At 72.0% G+C, this 14,379-nt stretch carries 15 protein-coding genes; 7 read left to right on the top strand and 8 right to left on the bottom strand.

What is annotated here, in order from left to right; all coding sequences use genetic code 11:
• Positions 1–13 precede the first annotated feature (13 nt).
• Entirely contained in the window at positions 14–502 is a 489-nt protein-coding gene (locus EF879_RS00725) for a hypothetical protein (RefSeq protein WP_123553667.1), read from the bottom strand.
• A 302-nt stretch (positions 503–804) separates the two neighbouring features.
• On the opposite strand from EF879_RS00725, the gene EF879_RS00720 reads away from it, so the two are divergent.
• Positions 805–1,380 (top strand): RNA polymerase sigma factor, encoded by a 576-nt coding sequence (locus EF879_RS00720; RefSeq protein WP_158624085.1) that lies wholly within the window; start codon positions 805–807, stop codon positions 1,378–1,380.
• Positions 1,377–2,528, top strand: a complete 1,152-nt coding sequence (locus EF879_RS00715; RefSeq protein ID WP_148086328.1) for a DUF5666 domain-containing protein — start codon at positions 1,377–1,379, stop codon at positions 2,526–2,528. Before EF879_RS00720 ends, EF879_RS00715 begins: the two co-directional genes overlap by 4 nt.
• Before the next feature lie 279 nt (positions 2,529–2,807).
• On the opposite strand, the gene EF879_RS00710 is transcribed toward EF879_RS00715, so the two are convergent.
• The 3 genes from EF879_RS00710 to EF879_RS00700 all read right to left on the bottom strand — a co-directional run bounded on the left by EF879_RS00710 (position 2,808) and on the right by EF879_RS00700 (position 5,529).
• Positions 2,808–3,548, bottom strand: coding sequence for a helix-turn-helix transcriptional regulator (locus tag EF879_RS00710; protein ID WP_233604144.1), 741 nt, complete (start codon positions 3,546–3,548; stop codon positions 2,808–2,810).
• 566 nt (positions 3,549–4,114) lie between these two features.
• On the bottom strand, positions 4,115–4,819 hold the full coding sequence (locus EF879_RS00705; RefSeq protein ID WP_199736089.1) for a response regulator transcription factor: 705 nt from the start codon (positions 4,817–4,819) through the stop codon (positions 4,115–4,117).
• Entirely contained in the window at positions 4,816–5,529 is a 714-nt protein-coding gene (locus tag EF879_RS00700) for a sensor histidine kinase KdpD (protein ID WP_255420895.1), read from the bottom strand. Before EF879_RS00700 ends, EF879_RS00705 begins: the two co-directional genes overlap by 4 nt.
• Before the next feature lie 56 nt (positions 5,530–5,585).
• Here EF879_RS00700 and EF879_RS00695 point away from each other — a divergent pair, with 56 nt between their 5' ends.
• From EF879_RS00695 to EF879_RS00685, 3 genes are all read left to right on the top strand, one after another.
• Positions 5,586–6,533 carry a hypothetical protein gene (locus EF879_RS00695; RefSeq protein WP_123553657.1) on the top strand — a complete coding sequence of 316 codons (948 nt, stop codon included), beginning with the start codon at positions 5,586–5,588 and terminating at the stop codon, positions 6,531–6,533.
• Positions 6,534–6,626: 93 nt separating this feature from the next.
• On the top strand, positions 6,627–6,989 hold the full coding sequence (locus EF879_RS00690; RefSeq protein WP_148086327.1) for a hypothetical protein: 363 nt from the start codon (positions 6,627–6,629) through the stop codon (positions 6,987–6,989).
• Positions 6,990–7,130: 141 nt separating this feature from the next.
• Positions 7,131–7,673 (top strand): YbhB/YbcL family Raf kinase inhibitor-like protein, encoded by a 543-nt coding sequence (locus tag EF879_RS00685; RefSeq protein ID WP_123553653.1) that lies wholly within the window; start codon positions 7,131–7,133, stop codon positions 7,671–7,673.
• 137 nt (positions 7,674–7,810) lie between these two features.
• Here EF879_RS00685 and EF879_RS00680 read toward each other — a convergent pair whose 3' ends face one another.
• Positions 7,811–8,521, bottom strand: a complete 711-nt coding sequence (locus EF879_RS00680) for a class I SAM-dependent methyltransferase (RefSeq protein WP_123553651.1) — start codon at positions 8,519–8,521, stop codon at positions 7,811–7,813.
• Between the two features lie 338 nt (positions 8,522–8,859).
• On the bottom strand, positions 8,860–9,648 hold the full coding sequence (locus EF879_RS00675; RefSeq protein ID WP_123553649.1) for an IucA/IucC family C-terminal-domain containing protein: 789 nt from the start codon (positions 9,646–9,648) through the stop codon (positions 8,860–8,862).
• 434 nt (positions 9,649–10,082) lie between these two features.
• On the opposite strand from EF879_RS00675, the gene EF879_RS00670 reads away from it, so the two are divergent.
• Entirely contained in the window at positions 10,083–11,606 is a 1,524-nt protein-coding gene (locus EF879_RS00670) for a peptide deformylase (protein ID WP_123553647.1), read from the top strand.
• 37 nt (positions 11,607–11,643) lie between these two features.
• Here the strand turns inward: EF879_RS00670 and EF879_RS27125 are convergent, their stop codons facing one another.
• A complete protein-coding gene (locus tag EF879_RS27125) occupies positions 11,644–11,781 on the bottom strand; it encodes a hypothetical protein (RefSeq protein WP_158624084.1) in 138 nt (45 codons plus the stop codon).
• Between the two features lie 245 nt (positions 11,782–12,026).
• Between EF879_RS27125 and EF879_RS00665 the strand changes: the two genes are divergently transcribed.
• Positions 12,027–12,890 (top strand): CPBP family intramembrane glutamic endopeptidase, encoded by an 864-nt coding sequence (locus tag EF879_RS00665; RefSeq protein WP_123553645.1) that lies wholly within the window; start codon positions 12,027–12,029, stop codon positions 12,888–12,890.
• Here EF879_RS00665 and EF879_RS00660 read toward each other — a convergent pair.
• Entirely contained in the window at positions 12,851–13,843 is a 993-nt protein-coding gene (locus EF879_RS00660; RefSeq protein WP_148086326.1) for a hypothetical protein, read from the bottom strand. The two genes, EF879_RS00665 and EF879_RS00660, sit on opposite strands and share 40 nt — an antisense overlap.
• Between the last annotated feature and the right edge of the window lie 536 nt (positions 13,844–14,379).

Genomic DNA, 14,379 nt, shown 5'->3' with positions numbered 1-14,379 from the left:
TGATGGGTGTCGCTCAGCCGTCGGCGAGGCCTCGATACGTGCCGGACTGGTCGGCTGCGTCGGCGAACTCCTCGAAGCTCATGTTCGCGGTGGCCAGGTTGGCGGACACCTCGGCGTACGCGTGTGGCGGCATCCGGAAGGTGCGACCGGGTTCGCCCCACAGGTCGACGGCGAGCAGTCGCTGCTCGTCATCGGTCATGGTGGTGGCATCCGCGAGGAACAGGTAGCACACCCTGTCGCGCTCGTTCGCGGCGGCGTCGATGTCGACCAGGGTCTGGATGCTCACCCCGGCGTACGCGGGGTCGCTGACGTAGGTCGCACCCGACACGTCGTCGGCCGAGTCGATCGCTGCCTTCAGCCTGTCCCACGCGGTGTCGTCGGTGAAGTCCGTGCGCAGGACCAGCGAGGTCAGGTCGTGGGGCCTGGGTAGGGGGACATGCCGGCGATTCTCGCCGCCAGGGCCGACAGTCCCCCGGCAGCCGTGCCCGCCAGCGAGCCACACCCACGTCGGGTCCTCCGCGCCGGTACGGTCGGCGACCAGACGTAGCGCGGTTGGTCGAGGACGCGCGGTGCGTGTCCGGGCGTCGGGGCGGTCGAGAGTGCCGAACCGACGCCGTACGGCCGGAATGGCTCCCTGACCGGTAACCGGTCCCCGTCATGAGGTCACCCAGCCCGTTTCGGGACTCGCCGAACCTTTCGGCGATACGCCGCTACCAACCAGGTGACGCGGTCTTCCCGGGAGGTACCAGTTGGAGGGGACACATGCGGAACGTGAGGGGACCAGATGGATTACAGCCGACCGCCGTGGCGATCGGACCACCTGCCATGGGTTCTGACGGGTACGACGACCAGCTTCTCCAGCGCATCGCCGCAGGTGACCGATCCGCGCTCGGATCCCTCTACCAACGGCACGCGGGGGTGGTCCTCGCCCACCTGAGGTTGGTCACGGACGACCGTGGCCTGAGCGAAGAGATCCTCCAGGACACGATGCTCGCGGTCTGGCACGGCGCCGCTTCCTATCGGGGCCTGTCGTCCGTCCGTTCCTGGATCATCGCGATCGCCCGCCGGAAGGCCCGCGACCGGTTCCGGCGGCGGCGCGCGAGATTTGTTGATCAAGAAGCTCTGGTCGAGCACCCGGCGAGGGAACCCGGACCGGAGGAGGTGGCGCTCGAGCGGGCAACAGCCGAGGAGGTCGCGAGCGCCGTCAAGAAGCTCAGCGTGCCTCACCGTGAGGTGCTGAACCTCGTGTTCGGCGCCGGCCTCACCTTGGCCGAGACGGCTGAGGCGCTCGCGATACCCGTCGGGACCGTGAAGAGCCGGTTGGCGTCGGCCAAGGCCGTACTCGCCCGGGCCTTGGCTGAGGAAGGACATGTGCGATGACGAGTTCTGCCCACCTCACCCTCGAGGAAATGGCCGCCCGCATCAACGGATTGGCGCCGGACGACACGTTTCGCGCACACCTGTCGGAGTGCGCCGACTGCGCGACGCAGCTGCACCGGTGGCACAGCGTTGCGGCAGGAGTGCGTCAGGCGGCCCCGGTCGACCTGCCGCCACCGTCGCAGCCTCTCTACAACGTGCTCAACGCGTTGAACGCGAGCTCACCGCGGCGTACACCGAAGCGCATCTGGGCCGGCATTCGCCGCACCAGGCTCATCGCCATCGCCGCAGGGGTGGCGGCGGTGACGCTCTCCATCGGGTTCGTCGCCGTGGGCCGGGGCGGTGGTGAGCCGACCCCCACCGCCCTGGAGAACGCCAAGGCGGTGGCGGCGACCCTGGTCGCGTCCACCGAGTGCGCCGATCTCAAGGTCGCCGCAGGAACCGTGGAAGCGATCAACGGGTCCAGCCTGGTCCTTCGGACCGAGAGCGGAAAGACGATCACCATAACCACGGACGGCTCCACGAAGGTGACGCACCAGGTCACCGGGAGCGTCGGCGACATCACGAGCGGAACCGCGGTCATGGTCCGGGGGCAGGGAGATGAGTCGGGTAAGGAGGTCACGGCCGAGCAGATCGCGGTACTGCCGAAGGCCGTGAGGATGCCCAACCTCCCGCTCGAGGGTGGCTTCCTCGACATGACGCGACTGATGGCGTCGCGGGGTGTGGTGATGGGAACGGCATCCGCGATGGGTGGCGACGGGTTCACCGTCAAGGGTGCCAACGGCACGGAGGTGAAGGTCGTCGCATCGTCCGCCACCCCGGTCGTCAAGCAGGAGTCCACGACGCTGAGCGAGCTGGAGCTGGGCAAGTACACCGTGGCGGTGGGGGTCCTCACCGACGACGGCACGCTCTCCGCGACCATCGTCCAGCAGGACGGGCTCAACAACGGCGCCGCGCCCAAGCTGCCCGAGAACCTGCCGGGTGGTTTCGCCGAGAAGCTGCGTGACCGGATGTCCGGCGAGGCGCCGCACGACCTGTTCCCGAACGGATTCCCGAAGGGCCTACGGGGTATGACGTTCTCGGGCCTCGGCTGCGATGCCGACTCCATCGCCAACAACGCCCTGTTCGGCTCGGGGATGCTGACCGGGTAACCAGGCTGGACACTACGCCGCCCGCAAACCGAAGGGGTGGGTGCCGCGTCACGCGGCACCCACCCCTTCGGGGCTGTTGCGGGGAGTCGAGTACCTCAGGCAGCCAGCCGTTTGTGGAGGTACGCCAGACTCGCTGCCTCAGACTCCAGCCATCCGGGGTAGCCGGGGCGTCCATCGGACGCGCGATAGCCAATCGGTCTTGATCCAGTCGTGTGGGGCTACAGCGCGCGGTGGATCAGTCGGCGTCGGTCTCCTCGCCGGCTGGGTGTGCTCGTCGTTTCATGGCGTCGAGCTGGTCGGCGGGGCAGGCCAGATGTCCCGGCCGGTCTCCCACAGATACTCGATATGGGCGGCGTACCGGTCGAACAGTCCGCCGTCCTGCCGGCGCCGCAGGTGGAATGTCGGTGAGTCATGGCCCATCTGGTCGGCCAGGTGGGTGCAGACGAGCATGTCCGCGTCGAACCGGAACAGGCTCATCGCGAGGTGCCGGTCGGAGAAGCGGCCAGCCACCGACGGCGCGGCGTCACGTAGCTTGCCCAGCTCGTCCAGCGTCACCCTGATCCGGGTCGAGGGCGTCAGCGGAACGCCTTCAACCTCCTCTCGCTGCGCCGTCACCGGTGAGTCCGGGTCGCCGACCAGCCAGCGAATGTGGACCCCTGCCTCGGCTCGGCGCCGCAACGCGCTTCGCAGGTTGGGCAGGTCCAGCCACAGGAAGTAGTTCGTGTATCCCGCGAACACCAGCTCGCGCCGGGCTCCGCTGATCAGATCTCGCCACAGGGTTCGGGGTATGAGGCTGCGATGCGGAAAGGCGCTGACGATCTCCCGATCATATCCGGTTTTGACGTTGGCGCGCACGGAGTCGGGCCATAGCATCTCTTCCTCCACATCCAGGGCGGCCGCAGCGGCCCACCGGTGCCGGGGGTGGGGAACCCGCCCCAGCGAGACCCACCGAGAGACCGTCTTCTCGTCGACGCCGATCCGGCGAGCAAGGTCTGCCTCGCTCATCTTCGCATCGGCCAAGGCGGTACGGAGTGCGTCATTCGGCACGGGAAGCCTCCGTGGGTGACGTTGAGGACGTCTGCGGACTGTAACGGCGAAACGTCCCGGCCGTCCGCCGAACGTCGTGTTCGCGACGCAATCGTCTCCGTACGGTCCGTACCTGGATGCGGTGAGCGCGAACTCCTCAGCCTCCGGCCGCGCGCCGCGTCCGCTCTGGCTGGTCCGACGGGTCTTCCCCCCGACCGTCGGACCGGCCTCTCCCCAACGGATGGATGGACGGAAGGGATGCGAGATGGGTTACTGGACACGCTGGTGGTCTCGCTGGCGGGAGCGCGATGCGAAGCGGGCGGCTCAGGCGGCGGCCGACGTCCAGGCGGCGGAAGCGGCGGCAGCCCGGCAGCGGATCCTCGACGAGGCCCGGCGGGTGTCCGGCCGGCCGGAGCGGCGACACCTGAACCCGGCGGCCGAGGCTGCGCTGGAACGCCCGCGGATCTGGCTAGAAATTGGGTCGGGCCGGCCTCGCAGGACTCCGGCCGCACAACCCGCGTCATGCTCAGGCTCGGTCCTGGTCTCGGCCGGTACGCCGCTCATCGCGGTGCGGCGTCGCTCGCGCGCTGATCGTCCGGGGTGATGGGATCGGCGATGCGGTAACCCACCCCCGGCAGGGTGGTGACGATCGGCGGGTCGCCCAGCTTGCGGCGTAGCCGGCCGATGGTCACCGCGACGGTGTTGGTGAACGGGTCGGCGTGCTCGTCCCAGACCCGTTCGAGCAGGTCCTCGGCGCTCAGGAAGCCGGGGCTGGCCGTCAGCAGCGCCTCCAGCAGGGCGAACTCCTTGACCGAGAGGTTGAGTTGCCGGCCGTCCCGGGTCGCCGTACGGCGGATCGGATCGAGTTCGATGCCGGCCGCCCGTAGCGTGCGGGCGCGGGCGGTGGGGCGGCGGCGGGCCAGGGCCCGGATCCGCAGGATCAGCTCCGGAAAGTGGAAGGGCTTGCCGAGGTAGTCGTCGGCGCCCAGGGTGAGGCCGCTGACCCGGTCTCCGGGTGATCCGGCCGCGGTCAGCATCAACACCATCGCGCGGTCGTCGCGTTCGGTGATCATTTGACAGAGCGTGTCGCCGTGCAGCCGGGGCAGGTCCCGGTCGAGGACGACCACGTCGTACGTGTTCACGCTGATCTTGTCGGCCGCGGTCAGCCCGTCGTGGGCGACGTCGACCGCCATGCCCTGGTCGCGCAGCCCCTCGGCGAGCACCTCGGCCAGCGAGCGCGCGTCCTCGACCACCAGCACCCTCACCTCGGCACACCCTCCGGTACGGCGGCCGCCGGCAGGGTGACGGTGACCCGCAACCCGCCCTCGGGGCGGGCGTACAGCTCCAGCCGGCCACCGTGCGCCTCGACGATGGCCGCGACGATCGACAGCCCGAGGCCGGCACCGCGATCCGAAGCGGTCCGCTCCGCCACCAGCCGCTCGAAGGGGCGGGCGAGCCGGGCGACCTGCTCCTGGTCGAGGACGGGCCCGCCCGTCTCCAGGACGAGCCGCACCGGCCCCGGTCCGCCCCGCGTCGCGACCCGGAGCCAGCCGCCGTCCACGTTGTGCACGATCGCGTTGTCGACGAGGTTCTCCGCCATCCGGGCCAGCAGGGCCCGGCTGCCCTCGGTCCAGGCGGGGTCCGGGCCGCCGTCGTCCAGGACGGTCAGGTTCCGCCGGGCGATGTCGGCGGCCCGGGCGGCCACCGTCGCGTCCAGCAGGTCGCCGAGGTGGACCGGACCGCGGTCGGCGAACTCGCCGTGCTGGGCGCGGGCGAGCACGAGGAAGTTCTCCAGCAGGCGGTCCATCCGGTCGAGTTCGGTGCGCAGCCGGTTCGCCAGCGCGACCGTCTGGGCAGGTGGATCCGGCTTGGCCACGGCCACGTCGAGCGCGGCGCGCATGGTGGCCAGCGGCGTACGCAGTTCGTGCGACGCGTTCGCGACGAACCGGCGCTGGGCGGCGAAGGACGACTCCAGCCGGGCGAGCAGGCCGTCGATCGTGTCCGCAGTCGCGCTTCACACAGGCCAGCGCCGTGTTCGACAACGTCAGCCTGGCCGGTGACGCGCCGGACGGCGAGTGGAGCCACGGCGGGGTCGGCGAACTCGGGCGTACCGACTGGGAGAGGTATCACCGGGCACCGGGGTTCGTCGAGTCCGGTGGGACGTACACGATCACCGGATCCGGCGACATCGGACCGCTCGGTACCGAGGGCGGGTACGCCCCGAAAGACGCCCTCGTCGGTCTCGCCGTCGGGCTGGGCATCGTGCTGCCGGTGGCGGTACGGTTCGCGGCCGACCGGCGCCGGGCGGACCAGGCCGACGCCACCCCGGCCGACCTCCGGCTCCTGACCGTGCGGGCCGGGGTGACCGGTGCGGTCGCCTTCCTCGCCGGGCTGGTCGCGGCCGGCGTCGCGGTGCCGGCCGGGCTGCGGGCCGCCGGTGGCAGCGTGCCCGCGGTACCGGTACCCACGCAGCTGCGGCTCGTCGTCGGCGTCGCGGTGCTGTTCGCCGGCTCCGCGGTGCTGGCGGTCGCCCTCGGTACGCTGGCGCGGCGCACCTGGGTGGCGGTCCTCGGCGCGCTCACGACGGTCGTCCTCCCGTACGTGGTGGCGGCGCTGCCGCTGCTGCCCGACGGCGTGGCCGACTGGCTGCTGACGGCCACCCCGGCGGCCGGGTTCGCCGTGCAGCAGACGATCCAGGAGTATCCGCAGATGGTGGCGCACTACGCGCCGTCGGCCGGCTACTTCCCGCTGCCCTGGTGGGCCGGGTTGCTCGTGCTCGGCGGATATGCCGTGGTCGGGATCGGGCTGGCCGTCCGTCGACTCCGTCGGTGGCCGTCGGAGCAGCAGCCGGGCGCTGGCGTTGACCGTGGCGCCGGGGCGGCGGTGCCCGGCCCGCTCCACCGCTCGGTCGCCATCCGGGGCCCACGGCGCCGCGGCTTGACGGAACCGCCGCCACATCCACTACCCTACGGAAGGTAGTCGGTTAGTTATCCTGCGTATGGCTCGTTCTGATCGGTGGCGACCTGTTTGCCGATGGGCGGCCGCCGGGGCGGGGCCGGGAGGAACGAGGGCATGGAGCCACTGCTGTCCCCGGCCCAGGTTCGCAACCGCCTGATCCTGGTCGCCCGGCGGATCGTCGCCGATCACGCGCCCGACCGCGAGGGCATCTGCCCGGTCTGCGGCGTGCTTCACTGCGAGGCCCGGGCGGTGGCTCAGGGCTACCTGTCCCGGGTCGCACCGGTGCCGCCGCGACCGCCGCTGTCGGTGCAGATCCACCGACGCGCAGCCGTACCACCGCCCGGGGTCAGCGCCGCCGAGCTACGGCGTGCGGCCGACCGGGACGCCGGCGCGGGGCACGGCTTTCCGGACGGCGGGGGCCGGGACGGCGGACCAGCCGGCGCCGGCGGCCAGCCGCTGGGACACGGACCGCACTGAGCGGCACGGCGCGCGGATCGGTCGACGCGGCGGGAGTGGCGCGGGGCGGGTGCCGGGGCAGTGAACGGGTAGAAAGGGGCACGGAGTCCGGCGCCCCGGTGACCGGCGCCGGTGACCTGATCGAGCTGGAAGGACCGTTCGATGACCCTGGACCGACCGATCCCACCCGACCCGTACGCCGTGCTGCCGCCCGTACCAGAGTTCACGCTGACCAGCGCGGACGTCCAGGACGGCGCGCAGATGCCGGTGGAGTTCGCACACCCGAGCGTGGGCGGGCAGAACCTCTCCCCACAGCTCGCCTGGTCCGGATTCCCGGCCGAGACCCGCAGCTTCGCGGTGACCTGCTACGACCCCGACGCTCCCACCGGCAGCGGGTTCTGGCACTGGGTCCTGGTCAACGTCCCGGCCGGGGTGACCGAACTGCCCCGGGGCGCGGGAAGCAGTTCGTCGGCGGGTCTGACGGGTGCGTTCAGCGTCCGCAACGACTACGGCGAGCAGCAGTACGGGGGTTCGGCACCGCCGGCCGGGGACCGTCCACACCGGTACGTCTTCGCCGTGCACGCCCTCGACGTGGAGAAACTCGACGTCACGCCGGAGGCGAGCCCGGCGTACGTCGGGTTCAACCTGACCTTCCACACCCTGGCCCGGGCGGTGATCCGTCCGACGTACCAGGTCAAGGCGTGATCGGTGTCGGGCCGGCGTCCCGAATGGGGGCCGGCCCGTCCGTCATCGGCCGGCGGAGCGTCCGCGGCAGGGCTCAGCGCACGCGGCGGTGGGTGCGCTGGGCATCGTGCGACGGGTAGCCGCGGACGGGCGATGCGTCAGGCGGGGACCCGGGCGACGGCGAAGACCGACTGGCCGAACGGCGGGCGGATCACGCGCTCGGCGGCCTTGGTGACCGGGAGGACGAGGGTGTCGTACAGCTTGACCATCGGACCCTCCTTGGGCATGAGCCGGAAGACGTTGGTCGCCATGTAGTAGCCGATCAGGCCGAGCGCGTTGGCGTAGTGCAGGATCTCGACCTCGAGGCCCGCCTCCTCGAGCGCGGCCCGCAGGGTCTTCTTGGTGTAGCGTCGGACGTGTCCGGTGGCGATGTCGGCCGGACCCATCGCGAACTCGAAGGCCGGAACGATCAGCACGATCGCGCCGCCGGGCCGGACCAGGTTGCGCATGCTGCGCAACGCTCCGACGTGGTCCTCGATGTGCTCCAGCACGTTGTACGAGACGGCCGCGCTGTAGTCGCCGTGCTCGGTGGTCGGCAGCAGCATCTCCCGTACCTCGATGTTGGGTTCGCTGGAGAGCCGCTCCTTGAGTGCGATAAGCCGGTCCGGGTCGGCCTCGGTCGCGGTGAAGCGCTGCAGGAACGGTGCCCACTCGATCGCGTAGTCGCCCAGGCCGCTGCCGATCTCGATCGGGTTGTCACCGAGGTACGGCAGGGCAAGCTCGACGAACCAGCGCCGGTGGTTGACGGCGGTGGCGAGGCCCTCGAGGACCTCTTCCTGAACCCGCTGATCTCCGGTTATTTCTGCCATGCGTCGATTCCTCACGCTCTGACTCGACCTGCACTGGACCGACAGAGTGAACCATCTACGACGACCGTAGGGAAATTGGGGCACTCGTGCGAGCCGAACTCATGACTTGCACTTCGGTTGTGACCAGTTCGGGGGCGTTTTGTTACCAGACCACACCCGACCATATCCCGCGGGTGCTCGCGGGTCGTGTCGACCCGATTACGACCCGGTGTCGGTTCCAGGCCGGTAGGGTCGCGGCGCCCCGCCATGGCCGCGCGGCCGGGTCGGCGCCGCCCTGGCCCCCGAGCATTGCCCTCGGCCAGGTCCGCCGGGCGTCGCCGTCCGGCGCGTCGGTCGGGTCAGGCGGTCCGGAGGCAGCAGCCCGCGCAGATTTTCGGCTGCGGGAGGGTGAAGGCGAGGCAGCACGTCCTGCGCTGCACGGTCAGTTCCCCGGTCGGTCCGGGTACGAGGTCGACCAGATCCGCCACGCCGAGCGTCTCCAGCAGCGTACTGATCGTCTCTGCCGAGCTGCCCGGGAGGGAGTCGGCGGCCCGCAGTACGCCGTGTGCCACCCCGGACGCCACCGAGCCGAGGAGCGTACGGGCGCCGAGCCGGACCTGGGCGTGGAGCGCGTCGAGCATCGGGGCGAGGTGCGCGTCGAGCAGCGAGGCGCGGAGCGCGGCCAGGAGGTCCGCCTCGCCGGCCACGACCCGGACCTCGGGGAGGTTGGCCAGGGCGAGCGGGTCGGAGGGCAGCACGGCGACCGTGGTGGTACGGCGCAGCCCGAGCCTGAGCAGTGGGCGGTGCTCCTCCACGCGGACCAGGACGTCCTCCGGGTGTAGCAGCGGCACCCGGCGGGCGGAGGCCCAGCCCAGCACGACCGGCAGGCACAGCCAGTAGGCGTAGCCCTTCCAGGTCAGCGCCGCGGCGGCGTGTGGGGTCGCGCTCCAGCGCTGCCGGGCGACGGCCAGGATCTCGGGGAGGCGGGCGCCGTCGACGAGCTCCGTGGCGGGGACCCAGCCGAGGTCGTCGGAGACGAACAGGCCGCTGGCCAGCCCGGGCAGATCGTCGGTGCCGAAGGCGGCGTGCAGCGTGGCGGTCACCGGGGCGAGCGGTGCGGCGGTACGGTCGCCGGCGAGGACAGTCACGCGTAGTCACCAATCCGTCGCGGGGTGGCGCCCGTCTGAGCGTCGGGTGTGCCGGCCGCAACGGGCCTGGCCTGCTTCGATACCAGCACTGCCACGGAATCCACCCTCCGCTTGATTAACCGATCGTCACCCTAGCCTACTAAGGCAAGGCTAACCAGAGTTGGGGTGGCCCCGGGTGTCAACCGGGATGTTCCCCGGCGGCGCCGGGGCTAATCGGGCCGTCCCGCGGCCGGTGGTCGATCGTGGTCGCCCGGTGGCCGGTCGGAACCCGCCGCCCGTGCCTCCGGCTCGTGGCCGGTTCGGGGCTGCTCGTCCGGGGGTGGCGCAGGGTCACCTGTCTCAGGCGAGATGTCAAGTTACTGTCGCCAACGCGCCAGTTTTGTCAGACTGAGCGGCTTGGCCGGCAGACTGAGATTCCCGGCCAGAGGAAAGTGATGACGACCTCGCCTATCGAACGGGCTGCCGACTCGTTCGCGGCCGAGCTGTCCCGCCGACGGGTTGAGCGGGGCATGACCAAGAAGCAGCTCGCGGCCCGAATGGGTTTCGACCCGTCGTACGTCAGCCATGTCGAGGGCCGCCGCCACCGCCCGACGGAGGATTTCGCCCGTCGCGCGGAGGCCGTGCTCGGCGCCTCCGGCGCCATCTGGCAGCGCTTCCAGGAGTACGACGAACTCCGCCAGGCCCGAGCCGGTGCGGCCCACCGTGATCCTCCGGTGCCCGAGCAGTGGATGCCGCCCGGCACAGGGTTGATCGTGGAGCAGGAGACCGCCACCCTCGCCTTCCACGACGACGCGTACCGGTGCGTGATCCGGCGGGCACTCTACAACGCCGGCACCGAGCCGGTGACCCGGTACCTGGTCCGGATCGCCGTCGACCGGTACCCCAACGACCCGGCGCGCTCCAACCGGCACCACCGGGAGAACCCGCTCACCTTCGCGGAGCTGGACCTGCAGGCGTACTGCGACGACCAGGGCAACCGCGAGCCGATGGAGTGGCGCAAGAAGCACGACCGGGACGCGTTCAAGGAGGTGTGGCTCCTCTTCGAGAACTCCGAGGGGCGCTTCCCGCTGTATCCGGGCCAGCGGGTCACCACGGAGTACTCGTACCGGGTCAGCCAGGACAAGTGGGGCCAGTGGTTCCAGCGGGCCGTCCGCCTGCCGACCCGGCGGCTCGCGCTCCGGCTCGACCTGCCGCTGGAGCTCGACCCCCAGGTCTGGGGAGTGGAGATCTCGCTGTCGGCCGAGGAGGGGCCGCTGCGTACCCCGCTGGTCCGGCGGGACTCCGACGGCCGGGCGCTCTTCGAGTGGTCGACCGACGATCCGCCGCTGAACGCCCGCTACCGGCTCGAGTGGCGGTACCGTGCCCAGCCGCCCGCGCCCCCACCGGCTCCGGCGGAGCCGACGCCTCGGGCCAGCGACCGGATGCGGGCCGCCGGGATCGTCCAACTCGGCGCGGAACTGCTCCGGCAGCCGGCCCGGCAGTTCGACCTGCCGCGCGACGAGGCGACCGCCCGCGACGTCGTCGCCCGGCTCCGGGCCGCCATGGACCGCCTCGCCGAACTACACCCGTTCAGCAAGGGCGTCGGGCTGGCCGCGCCGCAGATCGGGCTGCCGTGGGCCGCCGCGCTGGTCCGCCCGCCGGACCGGGACGCCGAGCCAGTCGTCCTGCTCAACCCCCGGGTCGTCGACGCCGCCCTGGAGACCGACGAGCAGTACGAGGGCTGCCTCTCGCTGTTCGACCTCCGCGGTCTCGTCTCCCGGCCGCTGCGCCTCGACGTCGAGCACGCCCGGTGGGACGGCTCCCGGGTGATCACGTCGTTCGAACTCGCGATGGCGCGGCTGGTGGCGCACGAGGTGGACCACCTGGAGGGCCGGCTCTACGTCGACCGGATGGATCCCGACGTTCCGCTGGTGCCGATCGAGGAGTACCGGGACAGCGGCAACCCGTGGCGGTACTGACCTTCCCCCACCGAGAGGGGAAGCCGGGTCTCGTGCCCTACCGGCAGGGCACGAGACCCGGCTTGGGGGGAGAGGGGGTGGCCCGGATGGCGGTGATGGTCGCCTCCAGCAGCCGGTTCCGCTGCCCGTCGACGGGGCTCCAGCTCTCCCTCAGGAACTGCGCGAGGTTGTCCATGAGACCTTCCCGTCGGGGCACACGGCGAGGCCGGGACCCGGGCGGGTCGGACGCCGCAGAGACCAGGATGAGTACTCAGCGTTGATGGTGGTCGCACAGAATGTGCGATCCGGGTCGGGTACGGCGGAGTCGGTCGGAGTCGGCGGCCCGACACGGGGTCGGGGCGGCCGGATCCCGCCGACGGTCACGACGGTCGGACCCGCCAGAGGGCCGCGGCGGCCGCTCCGATCGGGCACAGTGGTCGGGTGACGGTTGATCTCGCCCGACCACCGACCCGCCGGATTCTCGGCCCGGAGGTGCTTCTGGTTCTCGGGGTGTCGCTGGGGCAGTCCGCGGTCTACTCGGCGGTGACGATCATCGCCCGGCTCACCGCCGACCGGCCCCTCTCGCAGCAGACCGCCACCCTGAACGCGTCCCAGTCGCCCCGCCCCTGGCTGGACCTCACCTACCAACTGCTGGGGATCCTGTTCGCGCTGGTGCCGGTGCTCCTCGCCGTACACCTGCTGAACCGGGACCGGGCGCCGGACCCGGACGGGCACCTCGACCCGGGGCGGGTCCCCGGCCTGGCCGTCGCCCTCGACCGGGCGGTCGACCCGGGTACGACCGAAGCGGGCGGCGCGCGGGCCCGGCTCGGCCTGGACGCCCGCCGCCCGGGCCACGACCTCGCCTGGGGGGCGGCGCTGGCCGCCGTGATCGGACTCCCCGGGCTTGGCCTGTTCTGGCTGGCCGCCCGCCTCGGTCTCAACGCGACAGTGGTCCCCGCGGACCTGCCGCAGATCTGGTGGGCGATTCCGGTGCTGATCCTCTCCGCCGCGCAGAACGCGATCCTGGAGGAGGTCGTCGTGGTCGGGTACCTGGTGACCCGGCTACGGCAGCTCGGGTGGCGACTCGGCGCCGTGATCGCGGCCAGCGCGGTGCTACGCGGCTCGTACCACCTCTACCAGGGCTTCGGCGCCTTCGTCGGCAACGCGGTGATGGGCGTCGTCTTCGGGCTCTTCTTCCTGCGTACCCGACGGGTGCTGCCACTGGTCGTCGCCCACACCCTGTTGGACGTGGTGGCCTTCGTCGGCTACGCGCTGCTGCCCGAGAGCTGGTTCGACTGGCTCTGACCGCCGAGCGTCCGGTAGTGGGCGACGGCGCGGGCGGCGAAGCGTTCGGTGGCGCGCGCACCCGTCAACCCCGCGAGCAGGCCGGTCAGGCCGGGGACCTGCCGGGCGAGCAGGCGGAGGGCCAGCCATTCCGCGCTGCCGGTGAAGGTCGCCGCGGTGGGCCACCAGCCGGTCGTGGTGGGCTGGTCCGGGCCGTCCGCGGTGGGGATGCCGATGCCGCCGCTGGCGCGTACCCGCTCCGCCTCGGCGATCACCTTCTCGGCGGCGGCGAGGGCCACCTGGGCACTCGACAGGTCCGCGTGACGCCCGGCCAGGACCAGGAGGTCGGCGGCCCGGTCACGGGCGGTCGGATCATGGCCGTACGCGGCGGCCAGCCGGAGGGCCAGCTCGACCTGTGCCCAGGCGACGGCGGCCCGTTCGACGAGGGGCGCGAACAGCCCGGTCCCGACGGACAGCGCGGCACCGAGGGCGGACAGCCGGACGTACCGGCGGGTGGCGAGGCGGGCGAGGCCGGCGGGCGGGGCGCCCGGGTACCTCACCCGGAGCTGGTCGGCCCACTCGCGGACCCCCGGGCCGAATGCCCGTACCGCGGCCAGGGCGATCAGCTCAGGGGCGTGGCCGGGGTGGTCGAGGACCCACCGCGCCGGCGAGGGACGCGGCGCGGACCATGACGTACGCCAGGATGTCGTCTCCTCGTCCGCTCCGCCCGTCGTGTCGGTGGTCTGCGCCACCGCGGGGTCCCGATCCGCCGTGGCCGGCTCCCGGACCGCCGAGCCGGCAGCCTCGGCACCGGCGACGGCCGCCTTCTTCCTGGCGGTTGCCTTCGTCGCGGCCGCTCCCGTGCGGGTGGTCTTCGTGGCGACGGCTGCCTGCTCGGCAGCTCGTGGGGCGGTGGCCTTCCTGGCGGTCGTCTTCCTGGCAGCGGTCGTCCTGGCGGCGGCCCTCGTGGGCACGGCCGGTTGCTCCGGCGGCGCCGGCGGATCGGCGGGGCCGGGTTGCTCGGTGAGGTCGTGCTGTTCCCGTCGGTCTTGGTCCGCCGCCGCGGTCGTCCCTCGTGCGCGGGTGGACTTCTGTACGGTCCCCACGGTGATCGCCGGCTCGTCGTCCCCGGCCCGGGGCCCATCGGCGCGATCGCGGTCTTCTGGGCCCGGGTCGTCCCGGGTCGGTGCCTCCACCGGCTCGGGGACCACGGAAATATCGATCTCCCCGGCGTCCGCCGTCGGCCGGTCCTCGCCGCCGGGGTGGGAAGGCGGTGTGGCCGGGCCGGCAGTCGGTGCCGACGTGGAGGGCTCGGGTTCGACGGGTGGCTGAAAGATCACGGCTGGTATGCCCTGGCGGGTGCGTGGTCGCGGCAGGGGCGGCGATGTGTCGGAGGTCACGGTCGCGTCCGGGTCGGGCGGAGGGGTGAAGGTCGCCCTGGTCGGGTTCGGGCGGCGTGATCTCGACTGGGGGCGGCGACGTGGAGACTCGGCGGGGAGCTGCTCCTCCA

The organism is Micromonospora sp. HM5-17 (assembly GCF_003762835.1).
Taxonomy (GTDB): domain Bacteria; phylum Actinomycetota; class Actinomycetes; order Mycobacteriales; family Micromonosporaceae; genus Plantactinospora.
Note: the sequence above shows the minus strand (reverse complement) of the source record. Positions and strands in the feature narration are given on the sequence as shown.

Bases quoted from the DNA above. Each gene is read 5' to 3' on its own strand.
- EF879_RS00715 (WP_148086328.1), top strand. From the start codon at position 1,377: ATGACGAGTTCTGCCCACCTCACCCTCGAGGAAATGGCCGCCCGCATC.
- EF879_RS00690 (WP_148086327.1), top strand. From the start codon at position 6,627: ATGGAGCCACTGCTGTCCCCGGCCCAGGTTCGCAACCGCCTGATCCTG.
- EF879_RS00685 (WP_123553653.1), top strand. From the start codon at position 7,131: ATGACCCTGGACCGACCGATCCCACCCGACCCGTACGCCGTGCTGCCG.
- EF879_RS00680 (WP_123553651.1), bottom strand. From the start codon at position 8,521: ATGGCAGAAATAACCGGAGATCAGCGGGTTCAGGAAGAGGTCCTCGAG.
- EF879_RS00670 (WP_123553647.1), top strand. From the start codon at position 10,083: ATGACGACCTCGCCTATCGAACGGGCTGCCGACTCGTTCGCGGCCGAG.
- EF879_RS27125 (WP_158624084.1), bottom strand. From the start codon at position 11,781: ATGGACAACCTCGCGCAGTTCCTGAGGGAGAGCTGGAGCCCCGTCGAC.